We start from the raw sequence: 22,429 nt of genomic DNA, 5'->3' as shown, positions 1-22,429 counted from the left end.
TTATGACTTTCGCGTATCTGTGGATTTTCCTCTTCCTGCTAGTTGCAGGCATGCCTATTGTCTTCCTAATGCTTTTTGCACCTGGCGTTAGCCTATTGCTGGAAGGAAGGCCTATGTTCCTTAACCTGCTATTCCAGCGGCTCTTTGCTGGGATAGACAGCTTCCCGTTAATGGCGCTTCCCTTCTTTATTTTGGCTGGTGAATTGATGACCGCCGGAGGGGTAACATCCCGAATAGTCCGCTTCGCTGAAACACTGATTGGTCACCGGCGAGCAGGACTTGGGCAAGTATCGGTCGCTTCTTCTTTAATGCTTGCTGGTGGCTCAGGTTCTGCTGTTGCGGATGCATCCGCCATGGGGTCAGTAATGATTCCCGCTATGAAACAATCGGGCTATACCAACCGGTTCTCTGCCGCGATCACTGCCGCATCGGCTGTTATCGCAAGTATCATTCCGCCTAGCGGCATTTTCATACTTTACGCTTTTATAATGAATGTATCGGTGGCCGGCATGTTCGCTGGGGGCGTTGTACCAGGCATTCTTATTGGCGTAGGTTTAATGATCACCATCGCTATCATGGCGCGTTTCAAAGAGTTTCCAGAGCCTCTTCCGAAAGCTAGCTGGGCTGAAAAATGGCAGGCGTTTGTCACCGCTTTTATGCCGCTGTTAACCCCCGTTATTTTGATCGGCGGTATTGTTGGTGGCATTTTCACTCCTACCGAAGGGGCAGCCGTTGCTGCATTTTATGCCTTAATACTTGGGCTTTTCTTTACGCGTGAAATTAGCTTCCGCGACCTACCCAAGCTATTTGGCAAAGCTGCCATTAACTCAGCGGTAATTTTGCTATTAGTCGGTGCTGCGGTTGCATTTGCTTCTTTAATCAGCCTTAAAGGAACACCACAACTCGTTAGCGATTTTATACTCTCAATTACCGATGACCCTCGACTGCTGTTTTTCCTTGTCGTCGCATTCCTATTAGCAGTCGGCACCATCATGGATGCTGGCCCTGCGATACTTATCCTTGGCCCAATCCTTGCCCCCGTCATGATAGGCATCGGTGTCGACCCAATTCATTTCGCAGTGGTAATGAGCATTTCCCTAATCATGGGGTTAATCACCCCTCCGATGGGCTTGGTGCTTTTCGTAGTGAGCAGCATTAGCAAAGAAAGCATCGAAAAGATTGCTTGGGAAATGATGCCACTATTCCTGGTGGAGATTGCCATTCTCTTCACCCTTGTCTACATCCCCGATCTTATTTTGGCTCTGCCACGGTTCTTTGGGTATGTCGCATAACCTTAACTTCCTTCCTTAGGAGAACAATGAAAATGATGAAGCAAGCTAAGACAGCTCTAACAACACTGTTCCTTGGTGCCGCACTAGGCAGCGCTAGCATCGCCCAAGCGACAGACCTTAATTTAGTATTTCTTGCCAATGAGGAAGACCAAGAATACGACGCTGCCCAGGTGTTTAAGAACTACGTTGAAAGCCGCACAGGCGGTGAAGTGAATGTCAACATCTTCGTCGGCGCTCAACTATGTGGTTCAGCCAACGAATGCTTTGAAGCCATGCAGGCCGGTATTGTTGATCTATTTACCGCCACGGCCGGAGGTGTAGCGGCTATCTATCCACCCATTCAAGGTTTAGATATCCCCTATGCATTTCCGGATGATCGCACAGCGATGACCATGCTGACTGATCCAGAGTTCACCGGCTTTCTGCGCGATGAACTACTGGAGGCCAGTAACGATTCCATTCGTCTGATGGCCATGACTCAAACAGGTGGCTGGCGGAATATCGTTAATGGCGAGCGTGAAGTCCGGACACCTGCTGATGCAGAGGGTCTACGCTTTCGCACGATTGAATCGCAAATCCAGCAGATTATGGTACGCGAGATGAACGCCTCACCTACCCCGCTACCATGGCTTGAAGTCTATACAGGCCTGCAAACTGGTGTCGTGGACGGAACGCTCAACTCCATTTCCGACATTACAAATATGAACTTTCAAGAAGTCATTAAGTACATGACGCTAGATAACCATGCCTACATGTCATCCATGTGGCTGATGGGAAATCAAAAGTTCCAATCACTAACACCTGAACAGCAGCGCGTCGTGGCTGACGGAGCTGCAATGATGTCGGTCATTCAGTTTGGCATTCAGCCTCGCAAAGAGCTTGAAGCCTATCGAATCTGGCGGGAAGCGGGTGGTGAACTATACACCCCCACCAATGAAGAAATGGAAGAGTTCCGAGCTATTGCAGAGCCAGTACGCGACTGGTACCTGGAAAACTTCGAAGAGGAAGGTGAGCGTTTCATTGAGGAGTTTGAGAACGCACGGGATAGAGCCCAACAGCGTGTCGATGCAGATCGCGAGTCAGTAATGCGTTAGTATAAATATAGCTAACAAATCATAGCAAAAGAGTAAAAAGGCGCATGAAAATGCGCCTTTTTTTACAAGCAAACTAGTCCACGCATTGAAAACATGTTGACCTTTCCCCTAGATTGGTGACATTAACTCAACCTAGAGCAGACGCTGAGTTTGCACTCATCACTGTTGAATAAACACATTGATTACTAATATAGAAAAATCGAATTAATGGTCATATCATGCTCTAGCTAGGCTGAAATCCTCGCTGGCTGGATTAGCCCTCGTATATAGGGTGTTAGGCACAATGGTGATGAGAGAGCTCAGACCAGGATCGAGATACAGACCTCCGCAGAACCGAACGCCTCGTTAAAACTGTTTTTCAAGGAATTGAAATGGCTCCCGATTGGTTGTCGCAAGTACTGCTTCCCTGGGTATTGGCCGGTGTGATGATGACAATGGGACTCAACCTTACCAAAATAGATATTGTCCAAACCTGTCGCCACCCTCGCCGTCTCGTGATCGGCACAAGCCTACAGATACTGGCACTACCGCTGCTGGCCTGGGGACTAGTGGCATTGCTTCCCCTTTCGCCGCCAGCCGCCGCCGGGTTGCTGCTGGTCTCGCTGGTGCCTGGGGGTGCCACTTCCAACATGTTCAGCTATCTCGTGCAGGGCGATCTGGCTTTGTCCGTCAGCTTGACCGCCATTGCCGCGGTGCTCGCTCCTTTCACGCTGCCGCTGGTGATGGGCTGGCACCTAGAATTTCTAACGTTGAGCAGTGCTGGGCTAAGCCTCCCCTACTGGCCTACCGTCGGAAAGCTATTGCTTGTAACCCTTGCACCTGTGCTCGCAGGTATGCTGCTGCGACAATTATTGGGGACATCCATACTGATCTGGATACTGCCCAAAATAAAAGTACTAACGGGAATGGCGATGATCGGCGTAGTGATCACGCTATGGTTAAGCCATGCGCAACGCCTTCCGTCACTGTTAAGCATCGAAACCCTGGCAGTGCTGCTACTGTGTGTCTTGAGTATGACGTTAGGCCACCAAGCCGCACGCCGCTTACGACTTCCTGATGCCAGTGTCCGCGCGATTACCGTTGAGGTCGGCGTGCAAAACGCAGGTGTAGCCATGATGGTGGCTTTCGCGCTTCTGCAGCAGCCAAATATTGGCTTAGTTCCGCTTCTATACGGGCTATTAATGAATGTGCCTGTATTTATCTGGATGTTCACCTGCCAATGGCGAGATAGCCAGCGAACAGTTGCGCGGCGATACTCATGAAACGGTGACTTAAATGGGCCTACTCAGCGCGAACAGCTGTTTTCAGCGGTCGTGCGTGTTGGTAGGAGAGAGCCTACAACATTTCGCTCCCCCCACCCTGTGCGGATGAATACTGTCCGTCATAAGAAGTTAGTCCTAGCGTCACACCGTTTAACCGAACATACCTACCACCACTAAACCTAGCGCCAAAACACTCAGTAAGGCGGCTGCACCGTACATCAGTTTTTTATTAAGTATGTCATTGCCCACGCTGATATCAAACAACCCGTGGCGCAGGCGGTGGGCGGCATGAAATAACGGCAAGCAAACCACCGCGCCAACAAACAGAAAGCCCGGCACACTAAACAGCAGATTGGACGCCCGCTCATAGCTCAGCGCCCCAGCAGGCAGCAGGCCAAGGGGCAGGCAAATGGCAATAAATAGAATGACGGCGGGCAAGATAACCGCAAAGCATACGCCGCCGGCACTGAACAGGCTCCACCAGAGTGGTTCATCAAAAGCTTGTTTATGCTGGGGTCCGTGTTCGTTTATAGCTAGTTTTTCCATAGCTGGTTTTTCCATCATTACGCCCTCCCCAATAGCCAGAAAAATAACAGTGCAACAGCCACTACACCTGCCCACTGACCAGCGACAATGGCCTTATCAGGAAGGCTATGCCCAGCGATGCGTAGCGGCATTACACGAGGAAACAGCACAAAGAAGGTCGCGGCGTGAAACAGGCTAGCGGCCAGCGCTAAAAGATTCAGCAGCAGCACAATGGGCGAGCCCATAAAGGCAATCCACCCCTGCCAGCTATCCGCCCCCTGAAGTAGGGCAACCATACCGGCCAGTAAACACAGCGTGAAAAACACCAGCGGCAGTACCGTGGCCTCGCGCAGCATATAGAGCTTAAAAAACCGGTGTTTCAGCCACCAGTTGCGTTTCAGTGGTGGCAGACGTTGCGATGATGATTTATGCATGATCTTTTCTCCCCTCACCCTTTAAACAGCGCAATTAAGGTATGTTTGGCAGCCTCGACCTTGCCCTGATTAACGGCAGCGGCGGGGTCGACATGCTTTGGGCATACCTGCGAACAGAAGCCGACAAAGGTGCAACTCCACACACCCTCGTGTCGATTAAGCTCGGTCATGCGCTGTTTTTTGCCATGGTCGCGGCTATCCAGGTTGTAACGGTGGGCGAGTGTTAGTGCCGCCGGGCCCAGGAATTCAGGGTTCAGCCCAAACTGCGGGCAGGCGGAGTAACAAAGCCCGCAGTTTATGCAGTTAGCGAACTGCTTGTAACGGGCAAGCTGCTCGGGGGTCTGCTGATAGGTTTCCGGTGCCTTCGGGTCATAGGGTTTTACCGGATTGTCATCTATCAGGTAGGGCTTAACCGCCGCTAAGTGCTCAAGGAATATTTCCATATCCACCACCAGATCCCGCTGCACGGGGAAGTGGGATAGCGGCTCGATGCGGATCTCGCCTTCATAATCGCGCAGGAAGGTTTTACAGCCGAGCTTTGGAATGCCGTTGACCATCACCCCACACGAGCCACAAATCGCCATGCGGCACGACCAGCGGTAGCTCAGGGTGCTATCAAGCTGCTCTTTAATATGATTCAGGGCATCCAGCAGCGAGGTGCTGTCATCCACCAGCATCTCGTACTGCTGCCAGTAAGCTTCAGCCGAGCTGTCTGGCAGGTAACGTTTAACGCTAATGTGCTTGATGCTGGTGTTATTAGTGCTGACACTCTTGGTAGTGATCTGCTCGGTACTCATACCTTGCCCCCCTTGCCCGCATCGCCGTAAGCCCGCTCAGCCGGTGCGGAAAACCGAACATCAACGTCCTGCCAGCGCAGCTCGGCCGGTGCTTCACCTTGGTAAAAGACTTGGCTGTGCTTGAGATAATTAACGTCGTCGCGTTTTTGCATGCCTTCATCTAAGCGTTGGTGAGCACCGCGGGATTCACGCCGTTCAAGTGCTCCTAGGCAAGAGGCTTCGGCAATATCCAGGCCGTATCCCAGTTCGATGCACTCCAGCAGCTCGGTGTTGAATATCTTGCTGGTATCGTTAACGCGAATTTTGGCATAGCGCTCGCGCAACTGACGCATGGTCTCAAGCGAATGGCGCATGCCTTCTTCGGTGCGGTAAATACCACAGCCACTCTCCATGGCTTGCACCATGGCGTGCTTAAGTTCTACCCAGGATTCGCCGCTGCCTTCACCATCACAGAGGCGCGCCAAAGTCGCTTGCTGATGCTCGGCTTGGGCTTCCAGCAGGCGCGTATCCGCCCACTCGGTTTGTGCCGCCCGCTTACTGGCTTGCTCACCCGCCAAGCGGCCAAATACCAGTAGCTCGGTCAGAGAATTGGAGCCCAGCCGGTTAGCTCCGTGCAAACCTACAGAAGCGCACTCCCCTGCAGCATAGAGCCCAGCAATAGACGTTTCGCACTGAGGATCGGTCTCAATTCCCCCCATGGTGTAGTGAACCGCCGGGCGAATGGGAATCGGTTCTTTCACAGGGTCAACATTGATATAGGATTTAGCCAGCTCGCAGATAAACGGTAGGCGCTCTAGGATGTATTTTTCACCCAAGTGGCGCAGATCAAGATAGACCACGTCGCTGTCACCAAACTTGCCAGTGCGGCCCGCCTGCTGCTCCTGCCAGAAAGCCTGTGAGAGTTTGTCCCGCGGCCCCAGTTCCATATATTTGTTTTCCGGCTTGCCCAGCGGTGTTTCCGGGCCAAGTCCATAATCCTGCAGATAGCGATAACCATCTTTATTGAGCAGAATGCCGCCTTCCCCCCGGCACGCTTCGGTAATCAAAATGCCGGAACCGGGTAAACCGGTGGGGTGGTATTGAACAAACTCCATGTCCCGCAGCGCCACACTGTGACGATAAGCCATGGCCATGCCATCGCCAGTCACAATGCCCGCGTTAGTATTGAAACGAAATAAGCGCCCCGCGCCACCGGTGGCCAGTATCACCGCTTTAGCACGCAGCAGCGTCAATTCGCCAGTGGCTACCTGCAGCGCAATCACACCTATCACTGCACCTTCGTGAACCGCCAGATCAAGCACGAAATACTCATCAAAACGCTCAATCTCAGGGTATTTCAGCGAGGTCTGAAACAGCGTGTGCAGCATATGGAAGCCAGTTTTGTCGGCAGCAAACCAGGTGCGGGCAGTTTTCATGCCGCCAAAGCGGCGCACCTGCACCTGGCCATCGTCTTTGCGGCTCCATGGGCAGCCCCAGCGCTCCATCTGCACCAGCTCTTGATAGGCGTGATGGACAAAGTAGTCGACGACGCCCTGTTCAACTAGCCAGTCACCGCCTGACACCGTGTCGTCAAAGTGGGCCTGATGGGAGTCTTCAGCACTGGTAACCGCGGCAGCGCCCCCTTCAGCGGCCACGGTATGGGAGCGCATCGGGTAGACTTTTGACAGCAGCGCAATACGTTGAGGTGTCTTATGCTCCTTAGCGTGCTCAGCAGCGCCAATAGCCGCACGTAAGCCTGCCCCACCGCCTCCTACAATGACGATATCGAAATCTCGCTGCTGCATAACACTTCCTTCCGTTAGCCAGGCCAAAGCGCGTTAGTGGCGACACTCTGCGGCGTCGTCTTCTTTATTTGAACTTACCATACCCGTGGCGAGCTCTGTTCATTAGTCCAAAGGACTATTGATGTACATCAAGAAAAATAGAAATCGAGTTGGCGCTGCTTTTACCCTAGTGCCATACCATCTACTCTTCAAATAACTCACTGCCATCGGCAGGTGTTTTCGGCGTTGTTTTTAAAGAAAAAGTTTTTAAAGGCAAAGCTTTTAAAGACAAGGTCAATATTCCGGTGTGGCTTTACTGCCGAAATAATACTTAGAAAATAGAAGAACTTAAAAACAACTGAAGAGAAAGAGAGAGGCAGTATGAACAGCATTACTCAACCATCGCCTCGGTGGAAGCTATTCGCACCACTTATCATCGCCATCATTGTTGCGTTTCGATTCTTGCCCCTTTTACGCCCTCCAACACTGCACGCAGTGCGGGCACCATTTATCCGGTGATTCGCAACCTGCCACCACTTTACGACTCGCACCCCAATGACCCCAGCATGAAGCGTATGGGTAGCTTTTTGATGTGGACAGCGTTGGCTTCTACCTGCGTGACCAGCTCGCTGTTTCTAACAGCCATGGCCCCTAACTTGTTAGCCATCGCCCTAACCGAAAGCACAACCGGCATCCAGATCAACTGGGGGCAGTGGTTTATGGCCATTGCGCCAGTAGGCATTTTGCTACTGCTGTTAGTGCCACTACTTTGCTACTGGCTATGCGCCCCTGAGGTGAAAGCGGGCCATGAAATTTCTGACTGGGCAAGAGACGAGCTAAAGCAATTAGGCAAGCTCACTCGTAAAGAGATAGTACTGGTGGTAATGGTTGTCACGGCACTACTACTGTGGATTTTTGGCGGCGGCATTATCTCCGCATCTTTGGTTGGGCTGGTTGTGATTTGCGGCATGCTGCTGACAGGCATCGTCACCTGGGATGATATTCTCAAGAACAATGCCGCCTGGAATACCTTTGTTTGGTTTGCCACCTTGGTGGCGCTGGCAGGCGGACTTAGCCAAGTGGGGTTCGTGAATTGGTTTGGCAACGTGGTAGGCGGGCAAATAAGTCACTTTAACCCGCTGATGGCCATGGTGGCCTTGACCGTACTGTTCTACGCTCTGCACTACTTCTTTGCCAGCATTACGGCACACGTCACCGCCCTACTGCCGGTTATTTTGGCGGCGGCGTCTGGCATTCCAGGCTTGGATATGCAGATGTTTGTGCTACTACTGCTGCCCACGCTCGGCTTTATGGGTATTCTCACACCTTACGGCACAGGGCCAAGCCCGGTTTACTACGGTAGCGGCTACTTGCCCAGTGCACTCTTCTGGCGGCTAGGGGCAATCTTCGGGCTGATCTTCCTGGTGGCGTGGTTAGTCATTGGTCTGCCCTGGCTAATGCTAATCAATTGATTGGAAAATCGCACAATGGATTTACTCACTAAGCGCAATCACTGCCAAGCTTGGTTGCTAGCCGCTCGTCTGCGAACACTACCGCTAGCATGTGCCTCTATTCTGCTGGGGAGTGGTCTAGCAGCAGGTGAGAATGCTTATAAAACGTCAGTGCTAGTGTTTTCCTTACTGACAGCAATTGCCCTCCAGGTGCTCTCTAACCTTGCCAACGATTATGGTGATGCCACTTCTGGGGCCGACGATTATTCTCGCATTGGGCCGGCAAGAGCAGTCTCTTCAGGCTTAATCACTCCACGGGCCATGCGCATAGGGATGGCCCTAACGGCGACTGGTGCAGCGCTATCGGGACTGTTATTACTGCTTGCCACTTTTGGCAACCAGTGGGGACACATTGTTCTCTTCTTGCTACTAGGTGCTGCCGCTTTATTAGCAGCGGTGACCTATACCGTTGGGCTGGGCGGTAAGCCCTACGGCTACCGAGGGCTGGGCGACATTGCGGTTTTTTTGTTTTTCGGGTTGCTGGGAGTATTGGGAACCTATTACCTGCACACTCATCAACTAAGTTGGCTGCCGTTACTGCCCGCTGCCGCATGTGGACTGCTGGCCACTGCCGTGCTAAACGTCAATAACGTCCGAGATATCGACAGCGATGCGCGCACTGGCAAGATCACCTTAGCGGTGCGGCTTGGCCGCGCCAACGCTATAAAGTATCACTGGGCGCTGCTGGGAACAGCGCTGCTGCTCACTCTCATCTATCTGGTTGCAGTGCCAGTGCCGCTACTGGGGTGGAGTTGCCTGCTAGTGGCCAAACCACTGACTGATGCCGCCAAAACGTTAACCCAAAGTCGTGATGGCGAAATTCTAACCAGAATGCTGAAAAAAACGGCGATCTCAACGCTGCTTTACAGTGTGTTGTTGTCTATTGGCCTAATGCTGTTTTAAATATTGACATTGCGGTAGAGGAAACGTTGCGCTAACCGCCAGTTGCATTCATGAACCGCAAAACCTGAACCTCACCATCAGTAGTAAAGTAGTGGCGCTCTGGCTTTTTGTTCATTGCCGCCACAATGCTGGCTTTAAGCCGCTGGATATCACCTGGATAACGCCGCATTACAGCGCGTAAATCCACCGAGTGCTCATTGCCCAAGCAGAGGAGTAGCCGCCCTTCCGCCGTCACTCGAACACGATTACAAGCAGCACAAAAATTGTGGCTATGGGGAGAGATAAAGCCAATGCGTGACTGGCTGTTTGCCATACGATAATAACGGGATGGCCCTAGGGTGCTCTCGGTGGTGGGTAGGAGTTGATAATGGTTTTCTATGGTCTCGCGTACCGCATCAGTGGAAAGAAAGGTTTCACCACGGTTATGCTCGCTGATAGCGCCCAGGGGCATCTCCTCGATAAAGCTGATATCGACTTGTTCATCCCGGGCAAAGTTTACCAAGTCGATAATTTCGTCGTCATTACGCCCCTTAAGCAATACAGCGTTGAGCTTAATCGACTGAAAACCAGCGCGGCGTGCGGCACGGATACCCGCGATCACTTGGTTTAAGTCACCTGTTCGGGTTAATGCTTTAAAACGCTCGGGCTTGAGCGAGTCAAGGCTAATATTGAGCCGATGTAGCCCGCCTTGGCGCAAAGCATCGGCATGTTTGACCAGCCCTGAGCCATTGGTGGTCATAGCTAGCTCGCGCAGGCCCTCCAATTCACCGAGTTTTTGCACTAGCGTTAGCACGCCCTGGCGTACCAGCGGCTCACCACCAGTTAGACGGATTTTTTCCACGCCCAGCTCGACGAATGCCTGCGAAAGGGTGGCTATTTCCTCAAGGGTCAGCAATTGGGTTCGAGGCAGGAAGGTCATCTCCTCGGCCATGCAATATACACAGCGAAAATCACAACGATCAGTTACCGATATACGCAGGTAACGCACCTTACGGCCAAACCCATCGACCAAGACGCTCATAGTGAGGGCTCCTCTATTTGAGAACTAACCAGCTGTATGTGTGGCTTGTGATGTGAAGACATACCCTCTCCTATAAAAGCTAACGAGGTCAGTGGTCACGACTGAAAAAGTGATTCAAGCGGCGAACTGATTGATGGGGTAGTAGTGATACGCCTCCCCTTCTGCCACATCGATTTCGGGGTTAATCATTAAATAACCATCAGCTTGGCTAGCCGCACCAAGCATATGCGAGCCCTGTCCGCCCGCTAACTGCGCCACGGGACTCCCCTGTGACCAATCCAACACTACCCGTAATAGCTCGCAGCGCCCTTTGGGCCCACGCTGAGAGAAGCCCGCTGTTACTGGAAAACACTGTAGCGAAGCTAAGTGTCGACCCTGCATAGCATGAATAAACGGCAGCGCCAGCAGTTGCCAGCCCACCAGGGAGGCCACGGGATTACCCGGCAGCGCCATTAACGGCGTGCAAGTGGAAGGCTCCGCGCCTAGATAACCGAATGCAAAGGGCTTTCCGGGTTTCATCGCAACACCATGAAAATATAGCCCACCGCGCTGCTCGATCACCGGACGAACGTGATCCTCCTCGCCTACCGAAACGCCACCGGTGCATATCACCACATCTGCAATGGTTTGTGCGTGCTCAAAGGCCTGGTGCAATGACTGCGGCGAATCAGCGATGACGCCCAGGTCCAGTACATCGCACTGCGCTTGTGCGAGCAGTACGTTAAGCATGGCGCGATTGCTGTCGTATACCTGTCCCGGCGATCGCACCGTGCCTGGGGCAATCAGCTCATCGCCGGTTGAGAGCAATGCCACCCTTAGGCGCCGCTTGACGGCAACGATATTGATCCCGTGGCTTGCCAGAAGCGCAATCGACGCTGCATCAAGAAACTTACCCGCAGCGAGTAGCGGGGTTCCCATGCGGGTCTCCTCGCCTTGACGGCGAATATTAGCGCCTAGCACCAAGCTACCCTCAAGATGTATATGCCCGCGCTTATCAAGGGTTACCCGCTCTTGAGGCACCACAATATCCGCCCCTATGGGTACCGGCGCGCCGGTGAAAATACGCGCGCAGCCCCCTTCGGGTAGGAGCATGACACCTGCGCCAGCTGGCACGCGTTGAAGAATGGGCAGGCCTGCACCGCGAGGTGCCGCTTGGTAATCAGCCAGACACAGCGCGTAACCATCCATAGCGCTATTGTCCACACCTGGCATATCGAGAGGTGCAACCACCGTTTCTGCCAGCACTCGCCCCGCCGACTGTTCAAGGGAGACGTTTTCTACGGCATTAATCGGCGTGGCTGCGTCGATAACTCGTTGGCGTGCATCAAATAAATTTAACAAGCCGGGCGTGACTATTTCTGCGCAGTGACAGTTCATAAGCGCTCCGAAACATGCGACGTCGTTTCTACTTGACGTCCACTACAAGCAGGAGCAGAAGGCAACACCATTGCTACAAAGTTGCAGGGCCGAGTGCGGGAGTCCAACTGCAATGAGATGATTTTTTCCCACGCCAATTCACATGCTTTGGGCGAACCGGGCATTGCAAACAACAGTGTCTGGTTGGCAACCCCGGCCACCGCCCGAGATTGAATAGTCGACGTGCCAATCGTTTGCAGAGAGTAGTAGCGAAACAGCTCGCCATACCCCTCAATTGCTTTGTCAAAAAGAGGGACTAATGCCTCTGGTGTGGTATCGCGAGCAGTGAAGCCCGTACCGCCATTCACCAGGATCGTCTGAATTTCGTTACGCGCAATCCATTCCGAAACCACAGCACGAACCTGATAAATATCATCAGGCACGATGCGCCGCTCCACTAGGTTATGGCCGCTTTCAATAAGATGCGCGGCGAGTAAGTCACCACTGCCATCCTCATCGAATCCACGCGTATCGGAAACGGTTAACACCGCGATGCCAAGCGGAGTGAAAAGTGCATCTACGGGAACATGGGACATCAAGCATCTCCTATTAGCGTTTCTATTGCAGCAAGCTGCCGCCAGCATCGTCATCCAGCACAATCCCTTCGACGCCTATTTCGCTCTCTAACATCAGCAAATAGTGACGCAGCGCACGTCGAGTTGCCTGCTCCCGTAGGCTATGGCGCACCCGGTCGATAACCTGATCGAAAGGTAACGCCCTACCTTCTCTGCGCTCGTCAATACTCACCACATGCCAGCCATAGCGAGACGCCAAGGGGCGCTCGTGTAGACCTTCGGGCAGGTGCTGCAAAGCGCGATCCAACTCTGGAACGGTTTGCCCCGACACTAGCCAACCCAAATCACCATCCAGCTCTTTTGAAGGGCACACGGAGTGGTGTTGAGCAAATTCGGCAAACCGTTCGGGTATCTCATTAAGCTGTTCGAGTAGCTTCTCACCAAGCTGGTAGGCGTCGTCGCGACCCTGGGAGTCATCGGGTGCGGCCGCGAGCAGGATATGCCGAACGCGTAACTGCACCGGCTCACTGAAGCGCTCTCGGTGGGTGTCAAAAAAGCGCTGGCAATCTGCTTCCCCCGGTTCCGGCACCTCAAGCTCCTGTTCGAGCAAGGCAGCAATCGCCGCATCTTCCTGCGCTTCGCTAACGTCCTGTGTCGATAGTAGGCCCAGGACGCTAGCACGCTGGCGAAGCAGCTCTCGGACCACCAACGCACGGGCGGCCTGAAGCTGAGCCTCCCCCGCTGTTTCGGCGGGGTGATACTGCATCTCCAACGCAATCGTTGCTTCATCGATAGGGGTGTCGCCGACACGTACCGGAGGCGCAGCAACGCCCCCAGGTAACTGTTCGATATCAATCATCTGCATGTTATTTCTCCTCTTGCCTGGCCGAGCACAAGCCAGTTTTTTTAGCTGCGGCGGCGGACAAGCTGGTACCTACGTGTGATATAACCAAACGGCGCGCTCCACACATGCACCAAGCGGGTAAAGGGGAACAGCAGGATGATGGTCAGGCCGATAAAGATATGCAGTTTGTAGATCCACGACACTTCCTGCATGTAGTCCGCCGCACCGCCGCTGAAGAAGACAATCGACTGCGCCCAGCTGGAGAGGGTTAGCATCATTTCACCGTCCATATGGCCTAGCGAGAAGATGATGGTCACCATGCCAAGGCCCGCCTGCAAAACGATCAACCCCAGGATCAGGGTATCCATCAAGCTGGAAGATTGACGCACGCGTGGATTAAAGATGCGCCGATATAGCAGCATGGCACCGCCCACCAGGCACATGGCACCGGCAATACCGCCCACCACGATAGCCACTAGCTGTTTAGTACCGGCGTGCAGAAACGGCGCGTAAACCCAGTGCGGTGTGAGCATACCTACCAGATGGCCGAAGAAAATCACGATAATACCGATATGAAACAGGTTGCTGCCCAGGCGCATATTCTTTGAAGAGAGCATCTGGCTAGAACCGGTCTTCCAGGTGTACTGACCATGATCAAAACGGAGCAGGCTGCCAAGCAGAAACACCGTGCCAGCGAGATAGGGGTAGTAACCGTAGATCAGATGGGTTAAGTAATGCGCAATCGCGTCATACATGGTGATTCTCCTATTAACGATCGGCGGAAGGAGCGGAAGAGGCATTTAAAGACGGAGCAGGCATAATGCGTACCGGCTGGCTCTGAACGGTGTGCTTGCGCTCAGCCAAGCGGCGGCCTTCGGCAGACTGCAGCGCGCAATCCTCATCTGAGGTTGCTGAGAAACGCACCGCTTCTTCTTCCCATACAGCGTCTAATGCTTCGGGGGTGTTGTCCGGCGCTTCTTTTTTGACCTGGGGCCGATGCTCCTCAACATCTCCCTCGGCGCCGATTAATGCCAATAGTGACAACGGTACCAGCGCGTGATCCGCTCCCCGCTCCTCCAGCCGTGCCGTCAGCAACGCCAGGATATGGCGTATTTCGCCCAGCCAGCGGCCAATCTCGGCGTCGTCGCACATTGAAAGGTATTCAAGAAATACCGGTAGATGATCGGGCAGTTCACGGGCATCCAGCTCGAAACCGGCCGCGCTGTACTCGGCCATAAGATCCACCATGGCCTGGCCACGGTCACGTGATTCACCGTGTACGTGTTCGAATAACAGCAGCGACGTAGCCCGCCCCTTATCGAACATGGCGACGTACTCGGCCTGCAGCTCAAGCAGGTCGCCCTCTTGGAGACGCTGACACCACTCCATTAGTGACGACTTGAGAGCCGCCCCCAGGCGGCGCTCGGCATTGAGAATTTCGATGAGTTCGCCGCAGGCATCCTGCAGTTCCTGGGTCGGGTAATCGAGCAGGCGGGCCAGTACGCGTAGGCTACGCATACCCTGTAGCGGCTCGAACGACGGCTCTCCCGGGGTCGGCGATTGGGTAGCGGCTTCAGTCATGACGAGACTCCTCAAGTTGCGGCTGCGGGTCGAAGACCTCTACCGGTTTCACCAACACGCTGGTCTGCTTACGGCCATTAAACAGGTTGGGCTGGCTCTCACCGTGGCAACCATCACCAAAGGTAAAGCCGCATCCGCCCCGTTCCGGGAAGGCTTCGGTGGCCATTTCCCGATGGCTGGTGGGGATCACAAACCGATCCTCGTAGTTGGCAATGGCCAGGTAGCGGTACATCTCTTCTACTTGGGCGACGCTCAGCCCCACGGCATCGAGCACGTCGGCATTGGGGGCACCCTCCACGTGCTTGCCGCGCATGTAGACACGCATCGCCATTAAGCGCTTGAGTGCCAACACCACGGGCTCCTCTTCACCAGCAGTCAACAGGTTAGCTAGGTACTTCACCGGGATACGCAGTGATTCAATCTTCGGCAGGATGCCGTCAAACTCCACATGCCCCGCCTCAGCGGCGGACTGAATCGGCGACAGCGGCGGCACGTACCACACCATCGGCAGCGTGCGGTATTCCGGGTGCAGTGGCAGCGCCAACCCCCAGTCGATAGCCATCTTGTAAACCGGTGAGGCCTGGGCGGCTTTGATGACGTTATCCTGAATGCCATCCCGCTTGGCCTGGGCAATCACTTCCGGATCGTTGGGATCAAGGAAGATCTCACATTGGCGATGGTAGAGGTCACGCTCATCCGGGGAGCTTGCCACTTCCTCGATGCGATCAGCGTCATACAGCAGCACGCCGAGATAGCGAATGCGGCCCACACAGGTCTCGGAGCAGATGGTCGGCTGACCGGCCTCGATACGCGGGTAGCAGAAGATGCACTTCTCGGACTTACCGCTTTTCCAGTTGTAGTAGATCTTCTTGTAGGGGCAGCCGGAGATACACATCCGCCAGCCACGACACTTGTCCTGGTCGATTAGAACGATGCCATCCTCTTCCCGCTTGTAGATCGCACCGCTAGGGCAGGACGCCACACAGGTGGGGTTCAAACAGTGCTCGCACAGGCGTGGCAGATACATCATGAAGGTGTTTTCGAACTGGCCGTAAATATCTGCCTGCACCTTGTCGAAGTTGGCGTCTTTGCGCCGCTTGGCGAACTCGGTGCCGAGGATCTCTTCCCAGTTGGGGCCCCATTCGATCTTTTTCATGCGCTGACCGGAAATCAGCGAGCGCGGACGCGCTACCGGCTGGTGCTCACCGATCTTGGCGGTATGCAGGTGTTGGTAGTCGAAAGTGAACGGCTCATAGTAGTCATCCATCTCGGGCAAGTCGGGGTTGGCGAAAATGTTCGCCAGCACCCGCCATTTGCCACCAATACGCGGCTCAATCCGACCGTCGTTACGGCGCATCCAGCCGCCCTTCCACTTGGCCTGGTTCTCCCACTCTTTGGGATAGCCGATACCGGGCTTGGTCTCGACATTGTTGAACCAGGCGTACTCCATACCTTCGCGACTGGTCCAGACATTTTTGCAGGTCACCGAACAGGTGTGGCAACCGATACACTTATCAAGGTTGAGAACCATGCCTACCTGGGAACGAATTTTCATTTCACGGCCTCCTGAGCACTGTTCTTGAGAGCCACGTTCTCCTGAACACTGTCATTGCCTTCACCATCCAGCCAGTCAACGTGTTTCATCTTGCGCACTAACACGAACTCATCGCGGTTTGAGCCGACGGTGCCGTAGTAATTAAAACTGTAAGAGAGCTGCGCGTAGCCGCCGATCATATGGGTTGGCTTGGGGCAGACACGGGTGACCGAGTTGTGAATACCGCCCCGCGTGCCGGTGACCTCAGAGCCAGGGACGTTCACGTTGCGCTCCTGGGCGTGGTACATCATCACCATGCCCGCTTTGACCCGCTGGCTGACCACTGCCCGCGCGGCAATCGAGCCGTTGGCGTTGTAGACCTCGATCCAGTCGTTGTCCTCGATATCGATCTCAGCCGCGTCCGCCTCGGAGAGCCACACCACCGGGCCGCCTCGGTTAAGCGTCAACATCAGCAGGTTGTCCGAGTAAGTGGAGTGAATGCCCCACTTCTGGTGCGGCGTGAGGAAGTTCAGCGCCTTGCTCTTGAAGCCGTTGTCGGCGGGAAGCTGGAAGCCTTTGGCCGCCTTGGTATCGATGGGCGGGCGATAGACCAGCAGGCTTTCACCGAAAGCGCGCATCCAGGCATGATCCTGATAGAACTGCTGACGACCACTCACGGTGCGCCAAGGGATCAGCTCGTGAACGTTGGTATAACCGGCGTTATAGGAGACATGCTCATCCTCAAGGCCGGACCAGGTCGGGCTGGAGATAATCTTGCGCGGCTGAGCGACGACATCGCGGAAGCGGATTTTTTCGTCATGTTTGGGCCTTGCCAGGTGGGTATGGTCACGCCCGGTAATTTTGGAGAGTGCATCCCACGCTTTTACTGCCACGGCGCCATTAGTTTCCGGTGCCAGGGTCAGAATCATCTCGGCGGCATCGATAGCGCTGTCGATCAACGGGCGCCCTTTATGCGGGCCGTCCAGCTTGCGATGGTTGAGTTTGCCCAGCAGCTCGACTTCAGCATCGGTATTCCAAGCGATGCCCTTGCCGCCGTTACCGATACTTTCCAGCAGCGGCCCTACGGAGGTGAAGCGCTCATAGGTTTCGGGATAGTTGCGCTTGACCTCAATCAGCGATGGCATGGTCTTGCCGGGAATCGGCGCGCATTCGCCTTTCTTCCAATCCATCACCGTCGGTTGGGCCAACTCTCCTGGCGAGTCGTGCTGCATCGGCAGCGTGACCAGGTCGGTCTCTTCGCCCAGGTGGCCTACACAAACCTTGGAAAACGCCTTGGCAATGCCCTTGTAAATATCCCAGTCGCTGCGCGATTCCCAGGCCGGGTCGGTGGCGGCAGTCAAGGGGTGAATAAAGGGGTGCATGTCAGAAGTGTTAAGGTCGTCCTTCTCATACCAGGTCGCCGTAGGCAGCACGATATCCGAGTAGAGGCAGGTGGTGGACATGCGGAAATCCAGCGTCACCAGTAGGTCGAGCTTGCCTTCCGGCGCTTCGTCACGCCATACGACTTCTTCGGGCTTCTGACCGCCGAAGTCGCCCAGATCTTTACCCTGAATACCGTGGCGAGTACCCAGCAGGTACTTGAGCATGTACTCATGGCCCTTACCGGAACTACCCAGCAGGTTGGAGCGCCAGATGAACATATTGCGCGGGAAATTCTCTGGCGCGTCCGGGTCTTCTGCGGCAAAGCGCAGCTCACCGCTCTTGAGCTGCTGAACCGCATAGTCGGCAGTGGACATGCCCGCGGCTTCGGCTTTTTTCGCTAAGCGTAGCGGGTTAGTGTCCAGTTGTGGTGCTGACGGCAGCCAGCCCATGCGCTCAGCACGCACGTTAAAGTCAATCAGGCTACCGGGGTAATCCTCGGCCTTGGCCAACGGCGAAAGAATTTCTTTAATCTCGAGCTTCTCGTAGCGCCACTGGGAGGAGTGACTATAGAAGAAGGAAGTAGAATTCATATGGCGCGGCGGGCGCTGCCAGTCGAGGCCAAAGGCCAAAGGCGTCCAGCCAGTCTGCGGACGCAGTTTTTCCTGACCCACATAGTGGGCCCAGCCGCCACCGCTCTGGCCGATACAACCACACATGATCAGCATGTTAATCAGGCCGCGGTAATTCATGTCCATGTGGTACCAGTGGTTCATACCGGCACCAACGATGATCATGCTACGGCCGTTGGTTTTATGGGCGTTGTCAGCAAACTCTCGAGCAATGCGGGTGCACTGCTCTGCTGGGACACCGGTGATTTTCTCCTGCCACGCGGGGGTATAGGGGCGGATCTGATCAAACGAGGTCGCGCCATCATCTTCGCCGTCGCCGACAAAGCCACGGTCGATACCGTAGTTGGCACACATCAGATCAAAAACGGTGACCGCCAGCATGTCGCTGCCATCGGCTCTCTTCAAACGTTTGGCGGGCAGGTTGTGGAACAGCAGGTCGTCAGCAGCACCGACGCCAGCTCCTTTGACGTGCTCAAAGTGTTCGTGTTCGATACCACCAAAGTAAGGAAACGCAACGCGCGCGACGCTATCGTGGTGATTGACCAAACTTAGCAACGGCTTGATCTCGGTGCCGGCGGCGTCCAGCGATTCCAGGTTCCACTTGCCCACTTCGTCGCCAGTTTCGCCCCAGCGGAAACCGATGGAGCCGCGCGGCACCACCAACTGGTCACGGGTTTCGTCCCAGGCAACGGTTTTCCACTCGGGATTGTTTTCCTGGCCCAGGGCAGCATCAAAATCACTGGCACGCAGCTGGCGACCCGGTGCGAAGCTGCCATCTTCACGCGCTTCCAGTTCCACCAGAAACGGCATGTCGGTATAGCGGCGCACATAGTCGGTGAAATAGGCGCTGGGGTTCTCAAGATGGAACTCTTTGAGAATGACATGGCCCATGGCCATCGCCAGGGCGGCATCGGTACCCTGCTTGGCGGACAGCCACTCGTCGGTCAGTTTGGAAACTTCGGCATAATCCGGAGTGATCGAAACCGTTTTGGTGCCCTTGTAACGTACTTCGGTAAAGAAGTGGGCATCCGGGGTACGCGTCTGGGGCACGTTGGACCCCCAAGCGATAATGTAGCCGGAGTTGTACCAATCAGCGGACTCGGGAACGTCAGTCTGCTCACCCCAGGTCATTGGCGAGGCCGGCGGCAAGTCACAATACCAGTCGTAGAAGCTCATGCAGACGCCGCCAATCAGCGACAGGTAGCGGCTACCTGCGGCGTAGCTGACCATCGACATGGCAGGAATCGGCGAAAAGCCAATGATCCGGTCGGGGCCATACTGCTTAGCGGTGTAAACGTTAGAGGCAGCGACCAGCTCGTTGAGCTCATCCCAGTTACCGCGAACGAAGCCGCCCATGCCGCGGGCACGCTTGTACTGTTTGGTCTTGGCAGGGTCTTCAACAATCGACGCCCAGGCATCTACCGGATCTGGGTTAGCCTTCAGCGCTTCGCGCCATAGTGCCAGCAGCGGCTTGCGAACCAACGGATACTTGAGACGGTTGGCGCTGTACAGGTACCAGGAGTAGCTGGCACCGCGCGGGCAACCACGCGGCTCATGGTTGGGCAGGTCGGGGCGGGTACGGGGGTAATCTGTCTGCTGGGTTTCCCAGGTAACTAAGCCGTTCTTGACGTAGATCTTCCAGCTACAGGAGCCGGTGCAGTTCACCCCGTGGGTGGAACGCACCACTTTATCGTGCTGCCAGCGGGCACGATAACTATCTTCCCATTGACGGGATTCGCTACGTAGTTCGCCGTGTTCATTGGCAAAAGGTTCGCGGGACTTGCGAAAGAAATTCAGCCGATCTATGAAGTGACTCATGGTCGATCTCCAGGCTCCTCGGAAATTTGCGTACCCGCTAGGCGGGCTCCATGGAGTGGATTCTGCGTGATCGACAAGGGAATTACTGCGTGATTACCTCCATATACACCCTATCTACCCCCAAGGTGATAGAGCGGCCAACGTAAAGGAATAGACGGTTGGCGCTGTTGAAATTACACCGTGCTTGAATGCTAGCTGTAGCGGAGCGGAATATGCTCACAGGCCTTCAACTACGTTTACATTGCAACTCACTGAACATTCATACAACATGCTTTTTATAGTTGGATTACTCTCGGAGCAAAACGCACTCCATGCACCTCACCCGATTCACTGATTATTCGATACGCGTATTGATCTTTCTTGCTACCAAGGGAGAGGAGCGCTCTACCATTCACGAGATTGCCGAAACCTTTAATATCTCACGCAATCATTTGATGAAAATTGTTCAAGAGCTAAGTCAAAAGAACTACGTTACCGCCATTCGTGGCAAGAATGGCGGCTTACTGCTGACACGGGACCCCGCCACCATTGGGTTAGGGGAGCTAGTACGCGAGATGGAGCATGACATGGCGTTGGTGGAGTGCTTTCATAGCGACAATGCCTGCATCATTACGCCTGCATGTCGCCTTCAACCGATTCTTAATGATGCACTGTCAGCATTTATAGGTGTGCTGGACCACTATACGTTGGCCGACCTACTAGGCAATCAACAATCTCAACTGGCGCAGCTTATGCGCATTCCTACCGTCAGCGCTTAGCACACACTAGCCATCCTGCCCATCGACTCGCGCCTGCATCAACGGCAACGTGTAGTGCATGAGGAATATTGCATAGGCCAAGCACCAGAAGATGATGCTCAGCGTGTAAGTCCAGTGGGTGATCTGGGGAAATAACACCAAAACGGGTGAGCGCACTAAGGCGGCTATTAGCATTAAGCCCAGTGCTACACCAATACCAGGCAATGTGCGTATGGGGCGGCCCGTATGACCTAGCGAAACCCTGGCCATCATGGCTAGCATCATGGTGCCCATGCCGCCAATGGTCAGAGCGTGCACGGCAAGTTCAACGCGCATCAGCCCCATAAGTGCCAAGCCCCACATGATTAGTCCTAGCGGAATGCAGGCGTAGCTACCGTGGAGCCCCCAAAGTAAAGGTTCGCGCCAACTGTGCACCCCACCCCAGCGCGCCATGCGAACACTATTAGCCAACGCCGCTAAGAACATCATCCCCGCCATTAATGAAGCAGGCATGGCAACTCCCAGTAAGACAACCAGCTGCAGCATGACTACGCCAGCCGTGCTAGCCAGCGTCACCCCTTCGAGTAAAGGAATAGGTTCAGGCTTGGTGCGGCTCAAACGATTGGCGGTAAACATGGCAATAACACGCCCGCCAATGACTGTCATCATCAGTGTAATTAACAGCACGGCTAAGTAGGCAGCTTGGCGGATCAGGTCGGCATCACCTTGCATGACTCCTAAGTGCATCGCCAGATTAGCAATGGCAAACAGCAACAGCACAGGTACAAAGATCAAGTTGCGCCAACGCTTTGCGGTGATAACGAGACGCGCCATAACCACGGCAACTACTGGCAGAAATGCAAGTTCAACCGTCAGCAGCATCCACTCCGGCAGCCCCATGGGGAAAGCCATCAGCACCCTACCTAATAGCCATAGCACCACCAGACCCAGTAGCGGCCCTCCGTTTAAACTCGGCAATCCTGTCCAGTTACGCACAGCGGTTAGTAAAAACCCCGCTACCACCGCCGCGGCAAAGCCAAACAACATTTCATGCTGATGCCAGAACACCAGACCGCCATAAGGTCGCAGCAAAATAGTGCCGTGCCAGAAGGCCAACCACACCAAGAGGGACACCACACTAAACAGCGCGGCCAGCAGAAAGAAAGGCCTGAAAGCCAGGCGCATTAAAGGTAAATGCTCAAGCTTAGAAGCAGGTTGGGATGAGGTGGTCGTTGGCATGGCGTAATCCCGACTAATTTACTTGGAAATATGAGTGTGCGCCTAGCCATCCACAAAGACCATGACATGCATCAAAAATACATCTTATGGCTAGCTTTTGTAGACCCATATCATTAAGATGCATTTTGAAT

The 22,429-nt window shown here is 54.4% G+C and carries 19 protein-coding genes; 6 read left to right on the top strand and 13 right to left on the bottom strand.

The window, feature by feature from the left end; all coding sequences use genetic code 11:
- Positions 1 to 2: 2 nt before the first annotated feature.
- The 3 genes from L1X57_RS13995 to L1X57_RS13985 all read left to right on the top strand — a co-directional run bounded on the left by L1X57_RS13995 (position 3) and on the right by L1X57_RS13985 (position 3,648).
- On the top strand, positions 3 to 1,292 hold the full coding sequence (locus L1X57_RS13995; protein ID WP_009724674.1) for a TRAP transporter large permease: 1,290 nt from the start codon (positions 3 to 5) through the stop codon (positions 1,290 to 1,292).
- 26 nt (positions 1,293 to 1,318) lie between these two features.
- A complete protein-coding gene (locus L1X57_RS13990) occupies positions 1,319 to 2,386 on the top strand; it encodes a TRAP transporter substrate-binding protein (protein ID WP_009724673.1) in 1,068 nt (355 codons plus the stop codon).
- Between the two features lie 371 nt (positions 2,387 to 2,757).
- On the top strand, positions 2,758 to 3,648 hold the full coding sequence (locus L1X57_RS13985) for a bile acid:sodium symporter family protein (protein ID WP_009724672.1): 891 nt from the start codon (positions 2,758 to 2,760) through the stop codon (positions 3,646 to 3,648).
- Between the two features lie 150 nt (positions 3,649 to 3,798).
- On the opposite strand, the gene frdD is transcribed toward L1X57_RS13985, so the two are convergent.
- Genes frdD through frdA form a run of 4 tightly spaced genes read right to left on the bottom strand, consistent with a single transcriptional unit; the run spans position 3,799 to position 7,188 of the window.
- Positions 3,799 to 4,212 (bottom strand): fumarate reductase subunit FrdD, encoded by a 414-nt coding sequence (gene frdD / locus L1X57_RS13980; RefSeq protein ID WP_009724671.1) that lies wholly within the window; start codon positions 4,210 to 4,212, stop codon positions 3,799 to 3,801.
- Positions 4,212 to 4,607, bottom strand: a complete 396-nt coding sequence (locus L1X57_RS13975) for a fumarate reductase (protein ID WP_009724670.1) — start codon at positions 4,605 to 4,607, stop codon at positions 4,212 to 4,214. Before L1X57_RS13975 ends, frdD begins: the two co-directional genes overlap by 1 nt.
- A gap of 14 nt (positions 4,608 to 4,621) precedes the next feature.
- The gene (locus tag L1X57_RS13970) at positions 4,622 to 5,404 is read right to left on the bottom strand and encodes a succinate dehydrogenase/fumarate reductase iron-sulfur subunit (protein WP_009724669.1); all 783 of its coding nucleotides are present in this window, start codon (positions 5,402 to 5,404) and stop codon (positions 4,622 to 4,624) included.
- Complete coding sequence (frdA, locus tag L1X57_RS13965) at positions 5,401 to 7,188, bottom strand: fumarate reductase (quinol) flavoprotein subunit (protein ID WP_009724668.1); 1,788 nt, start codon at positions 7,186 to 7,188, stop codon at positions 5,401 to 5,403. The genes L1X57_RS13970 and frdA overlap by 4 nt, the downstream gene beginning before the upstream one ends.
- Positions 7,189 to 7,577: 389 nt before the next feature.
- Here frdA and L1X57_RS13960 point away from each other — a divergent pair, with 389 nt between their 5' ends.
- Both L1X57_RS13960 and menA read left to right on the top strand, forming a co-directional pair.
- Positions 7,578 to 8,639 carry a DASS family sodium-coupled anion symporter gene (locus tag L1X57_RS13960; protein WP_009724666.1) on the top strand — a complete coding sequence of 354 codons (1,062 nt, stop codon included), beginning with the start codon at positions 7,578 to 7,580 and terminating at the stop codon, positions 8,637 to 8,639.
- A gap of 15 nt (positions 8,640 to 8,654) precedes the next feature.
- The gene (gene menA, locus L1X57_RS13955) at positions 8,655 to 9,581 is read left to right on the top strand and encodes a 1,4-dihydroxy-2-naphthoate octaprenyltransferase (RefSeq protein ID WP_009724665.1); all 927 of its coding nucleotides are present in this window, start codon (positions 8,655 to 8,657) and stop codon (positions 9,579 to 9,581) included.
- A gap of 31 nt (positions 9,582 to 9,612) precedes the next feature.
- On the opposite strand, the gene moaA is transcribed toward menA, so the two are convergent.
- The 8 genes from moaA to L1X57_RS13915 all read right to left on the bottom strand — a co-directional run bounded on the left by moaA (position 9,613) and on the right by L1X57_RS13915 (position 20,322).
- Entirely contained in the window at positions 9,613 to 10,602 is a 990-nt protein-coding gene (moaA, locus tag L1X57_RS13950) for a GTP 3',8-cyclase MoaA (protein ID WP_009724664.1), read from the bottom strand.
- Between the two features lie 114 nt (positions 10,603 to 10,716).
- Positions 10,717 to 11,979, bottom strand: coding sequence for a molybdopterin molybdotransferase MoeA (locus tag L1X57_RS13945; protein WP_009724663.1), 1,263 nt, complete (start codon positions 11,977 to 11,979; stop codon positions 10,717 to 10,719).
- Entirely contained in the window at positions 11,976 to 12,554 is a 579-nt protein-coding gene (gene moaB / locus L1X57_RS13940) for a molybdenum cofactor biosynthesis protein B (RefSeq protein WP_009724662.1), read from the bottom strand. Before moaB ends, L1X57_RS13945 begins: the two co-directional genes overlap by 4 nt.
- A 22-nt stretch (positions 12,555 to 12,576) precedes the next feature.
- A complete protein-coding gene (locus L1X57_RS13935) occupies positions 12,577 to 13,398 on the bottom strand; it encodes a peptidylprolyl isomerase (protein ID WP_009724661.1) in 822 nt (273 codons plus the stop codon).
- Positions 13,399 to 13,439: 41 nt separating this feature from the next.
- Entirely contained in the window at positions 13,440 to 14,132 is a 693-nt protein-coding gene (narI, locus tag L1X57_RS13930; RefSeq protein ID WP_009724660.1) for a respiratory nitrate reductase subunit gamma, read from the bottom strand.
- A gap of 13 nt (positions 14,133 to 14,145) precedes the next feature.
- Positions 14,146 to 14,958 carry a nitrate reductase molybdenum cofactor assembly chaperone gene (narJ, locus tag L1X57_RS13925; RefSeq protein ID WP_009724659.1) on the bottom strand — a complete coding sequence of 271 codons (813 nt, stop codon included), beginning with the start codon at positions 14,956 to 14,958 and terminating at the stop codon, positions 14,146 to 14,148.
- A complete protein-coding gene (gene narH / locus L1X57_RS13920) occupies positions 14,951 to 16,513 on the bottom strand; it encodes a nitrate reductase subunit beta (RefSeq protein WP_009724658.1) in 1,563 nt (520 codons plus the stop codon). Before narH ends, narJ begins: the two co-directional genes overlap by 8 nt.
- Positions 16,510 to 20,322, bottom strand: a complete 3,813-nt coding sequence (locus tag L1X57_RS13915) for a nitrate reductase subunit alpha (protein ID WP_009724657.1) — start codon at positions 20,320 to 20,322, stop codon at positions 16,510 to 16,512. The genes narH and L1X57_RS13915 overlap by 4 nt, the downstream gene beginning before the upstream one ends.
- Before the next feature lie 311 nt (positions 20,323 to 20,633).
- Between L1X57_RS13915 and L1X57_RS13910 the strand changes: the two genes are divergently transcribed.
- A complete protein-coding gene (locus L1X57_RS13910) occupies positions 20,634 to 21,080 on the top strand; it encodes an Rrf2 family transcriptional regulator (protein WP_009724656.1) in 447 nt (148 codons plus the stop codon).
- A gap of 6 nt (positions 21,081 to 21,086) precedes the next feature.
- On the opposite strand, the gene L1X57_RS13905 is transcribed toward L1X57_RS13910, so the two are convergent.
- Complete coding sequence (locus L1X57_RS13905; RefSeq protein WP_009724655.1) at positions 21,087 to 22,298, bottom strand: NnrS family protein; 1,212 nt, start codon at positions 22,296 to 22,298, stop codon at positions 21,087 to 21,089.
- Positions 22,299 to 22,429: the final 131 nt, after the last annotated feature.

The organism is Halomonas sp. TD01, from assembly GCF_923868895.1.
GTDB lineage: Bacteria > Pseudomonadota > Gammaproteobacteria > Pseudomonadales > Halomonadaceae > Vreelandella.
The sequence above is the reverse complement of the archived record's forward strand: the minus strand, read 5'-3'. Positions and strand labels throughout refer to the sequence as shown.

Coding starts and splice junctions, on each gene's coding strand:
- moaB (WP_009724662.1), bottom strand. CDS start 12,554: ATGTCCCATGTTCCCGTAGATGCACTTTTCACTCCGCTTGGCATCGCG.
- L1X57_RS13945 (WP_009724663.1), bottom strand. CDS start 11,979: ATGAACTGTCACTGCGCAGAAATAGTCACGCCCGGCTTGTTAAATTTA.
- frdD (WP_009724671.1), bottom strand. CDS start 4,212: ATGATGGAAAAACCAGCTATGGAAAAACTAGCTATAAACGAACACGGA.
- narI (WP_009724660.1), bottom strand. CDS start 14,132: ATGTATGACGCGATTGCGCATTACTTAACCCATCTGATCTACGGTTAC.
- frdA (WP_009724668.1), bottom strand. CDS start 7,188: ATGCAGCAGCGAGATTTCGATATCGTCATTGTAGGAGGCGGTGGGGCA.
- L1X57_RS13990 (WP_009724673.1), top strand. CDS start 1,319: ATGAAAATGATGAAGCAAGCTAAGACAGCTCTAACAACACTGTTCCTT.
- L1X57_RS13975 (WP_009724670.1), bottom strand. CDS start 4,607: ATGCATAAATCATCATCGCAACGTCTGCCACCACTGAAACGCAACTGG.
- L1X57_RS13910 (WP_009724656.1), top strand. CDS start 20,634: ATGCACCTCACCCGATTCACTGATTATTCGATACGCGTATTGATCTTT.
- L1X57_RS13935 (WP_009724661.1), bottom strand. CDS start 13,398: ATGCAGATGATTGATATCGAACAGTTACCTGGGGGCGTTGCTGCGCCT.
- narJ (WP_009724659.1), bottom strand. CDS start 14,958: ATGACTGAAGCCGCTACCCAATCGCCGACCCCGGGAGAGCCGTCGTTC.
- L1X57_RS13995 (WP_009724674.1), top strand. CDS start 3: ATGACTTTCGCGTATCTGTGGATTTTCCTCTTCCTGCTAGTTGCAGGC.
- narH (WP_009724658.1), bottom strand. CDS start 16,513: ATGAAAATTCGTTCCCAGGTAGGCATGGTTCTCAACCTTGATAAGTGT.
- menA (WP_009724665.1), top strand. CDS start 8,655: ATGGATTTACTCACTAAGCGCAATCACTGCCAAGCTTGGTTGCTAGCC.
- moaA (WP_009724664.1), bottom strand. CDS start 10,602: ATGAGCGTCTTGGTCGATGGGTTTGGCCGTAAGGTGCGTTACCTGCGT.
- L1X57_RS13970 (WP_009724669.1), bottom strand. CDS start 5,404: ATGAGTACCGAGCAGATCACTACCAAGAGTGTCAGCACTAATAACACC.
- L1X57_RS13905 (WP_009724655.1), bottom strand. CDS start 22,298: ATGCCAACGACCACCTCATCCCAACCTGCTTCTAAGCTTGAGCATTTA.
- L1X57_RS13915 (WP_009724657.1), bottom strand. CDS start 20,322: ATGAGTCACTTCATAGATCGGCTGAATTTCTTTCGCAAGTCCCGCGAA.
- L1X57_RS13985 (WP_009724672.1), top strand. CDS start 2,758: ATGGCTCCCGATTGGTTGTCGCAAGTACTGCTTCCCTGGGTATTGGCC.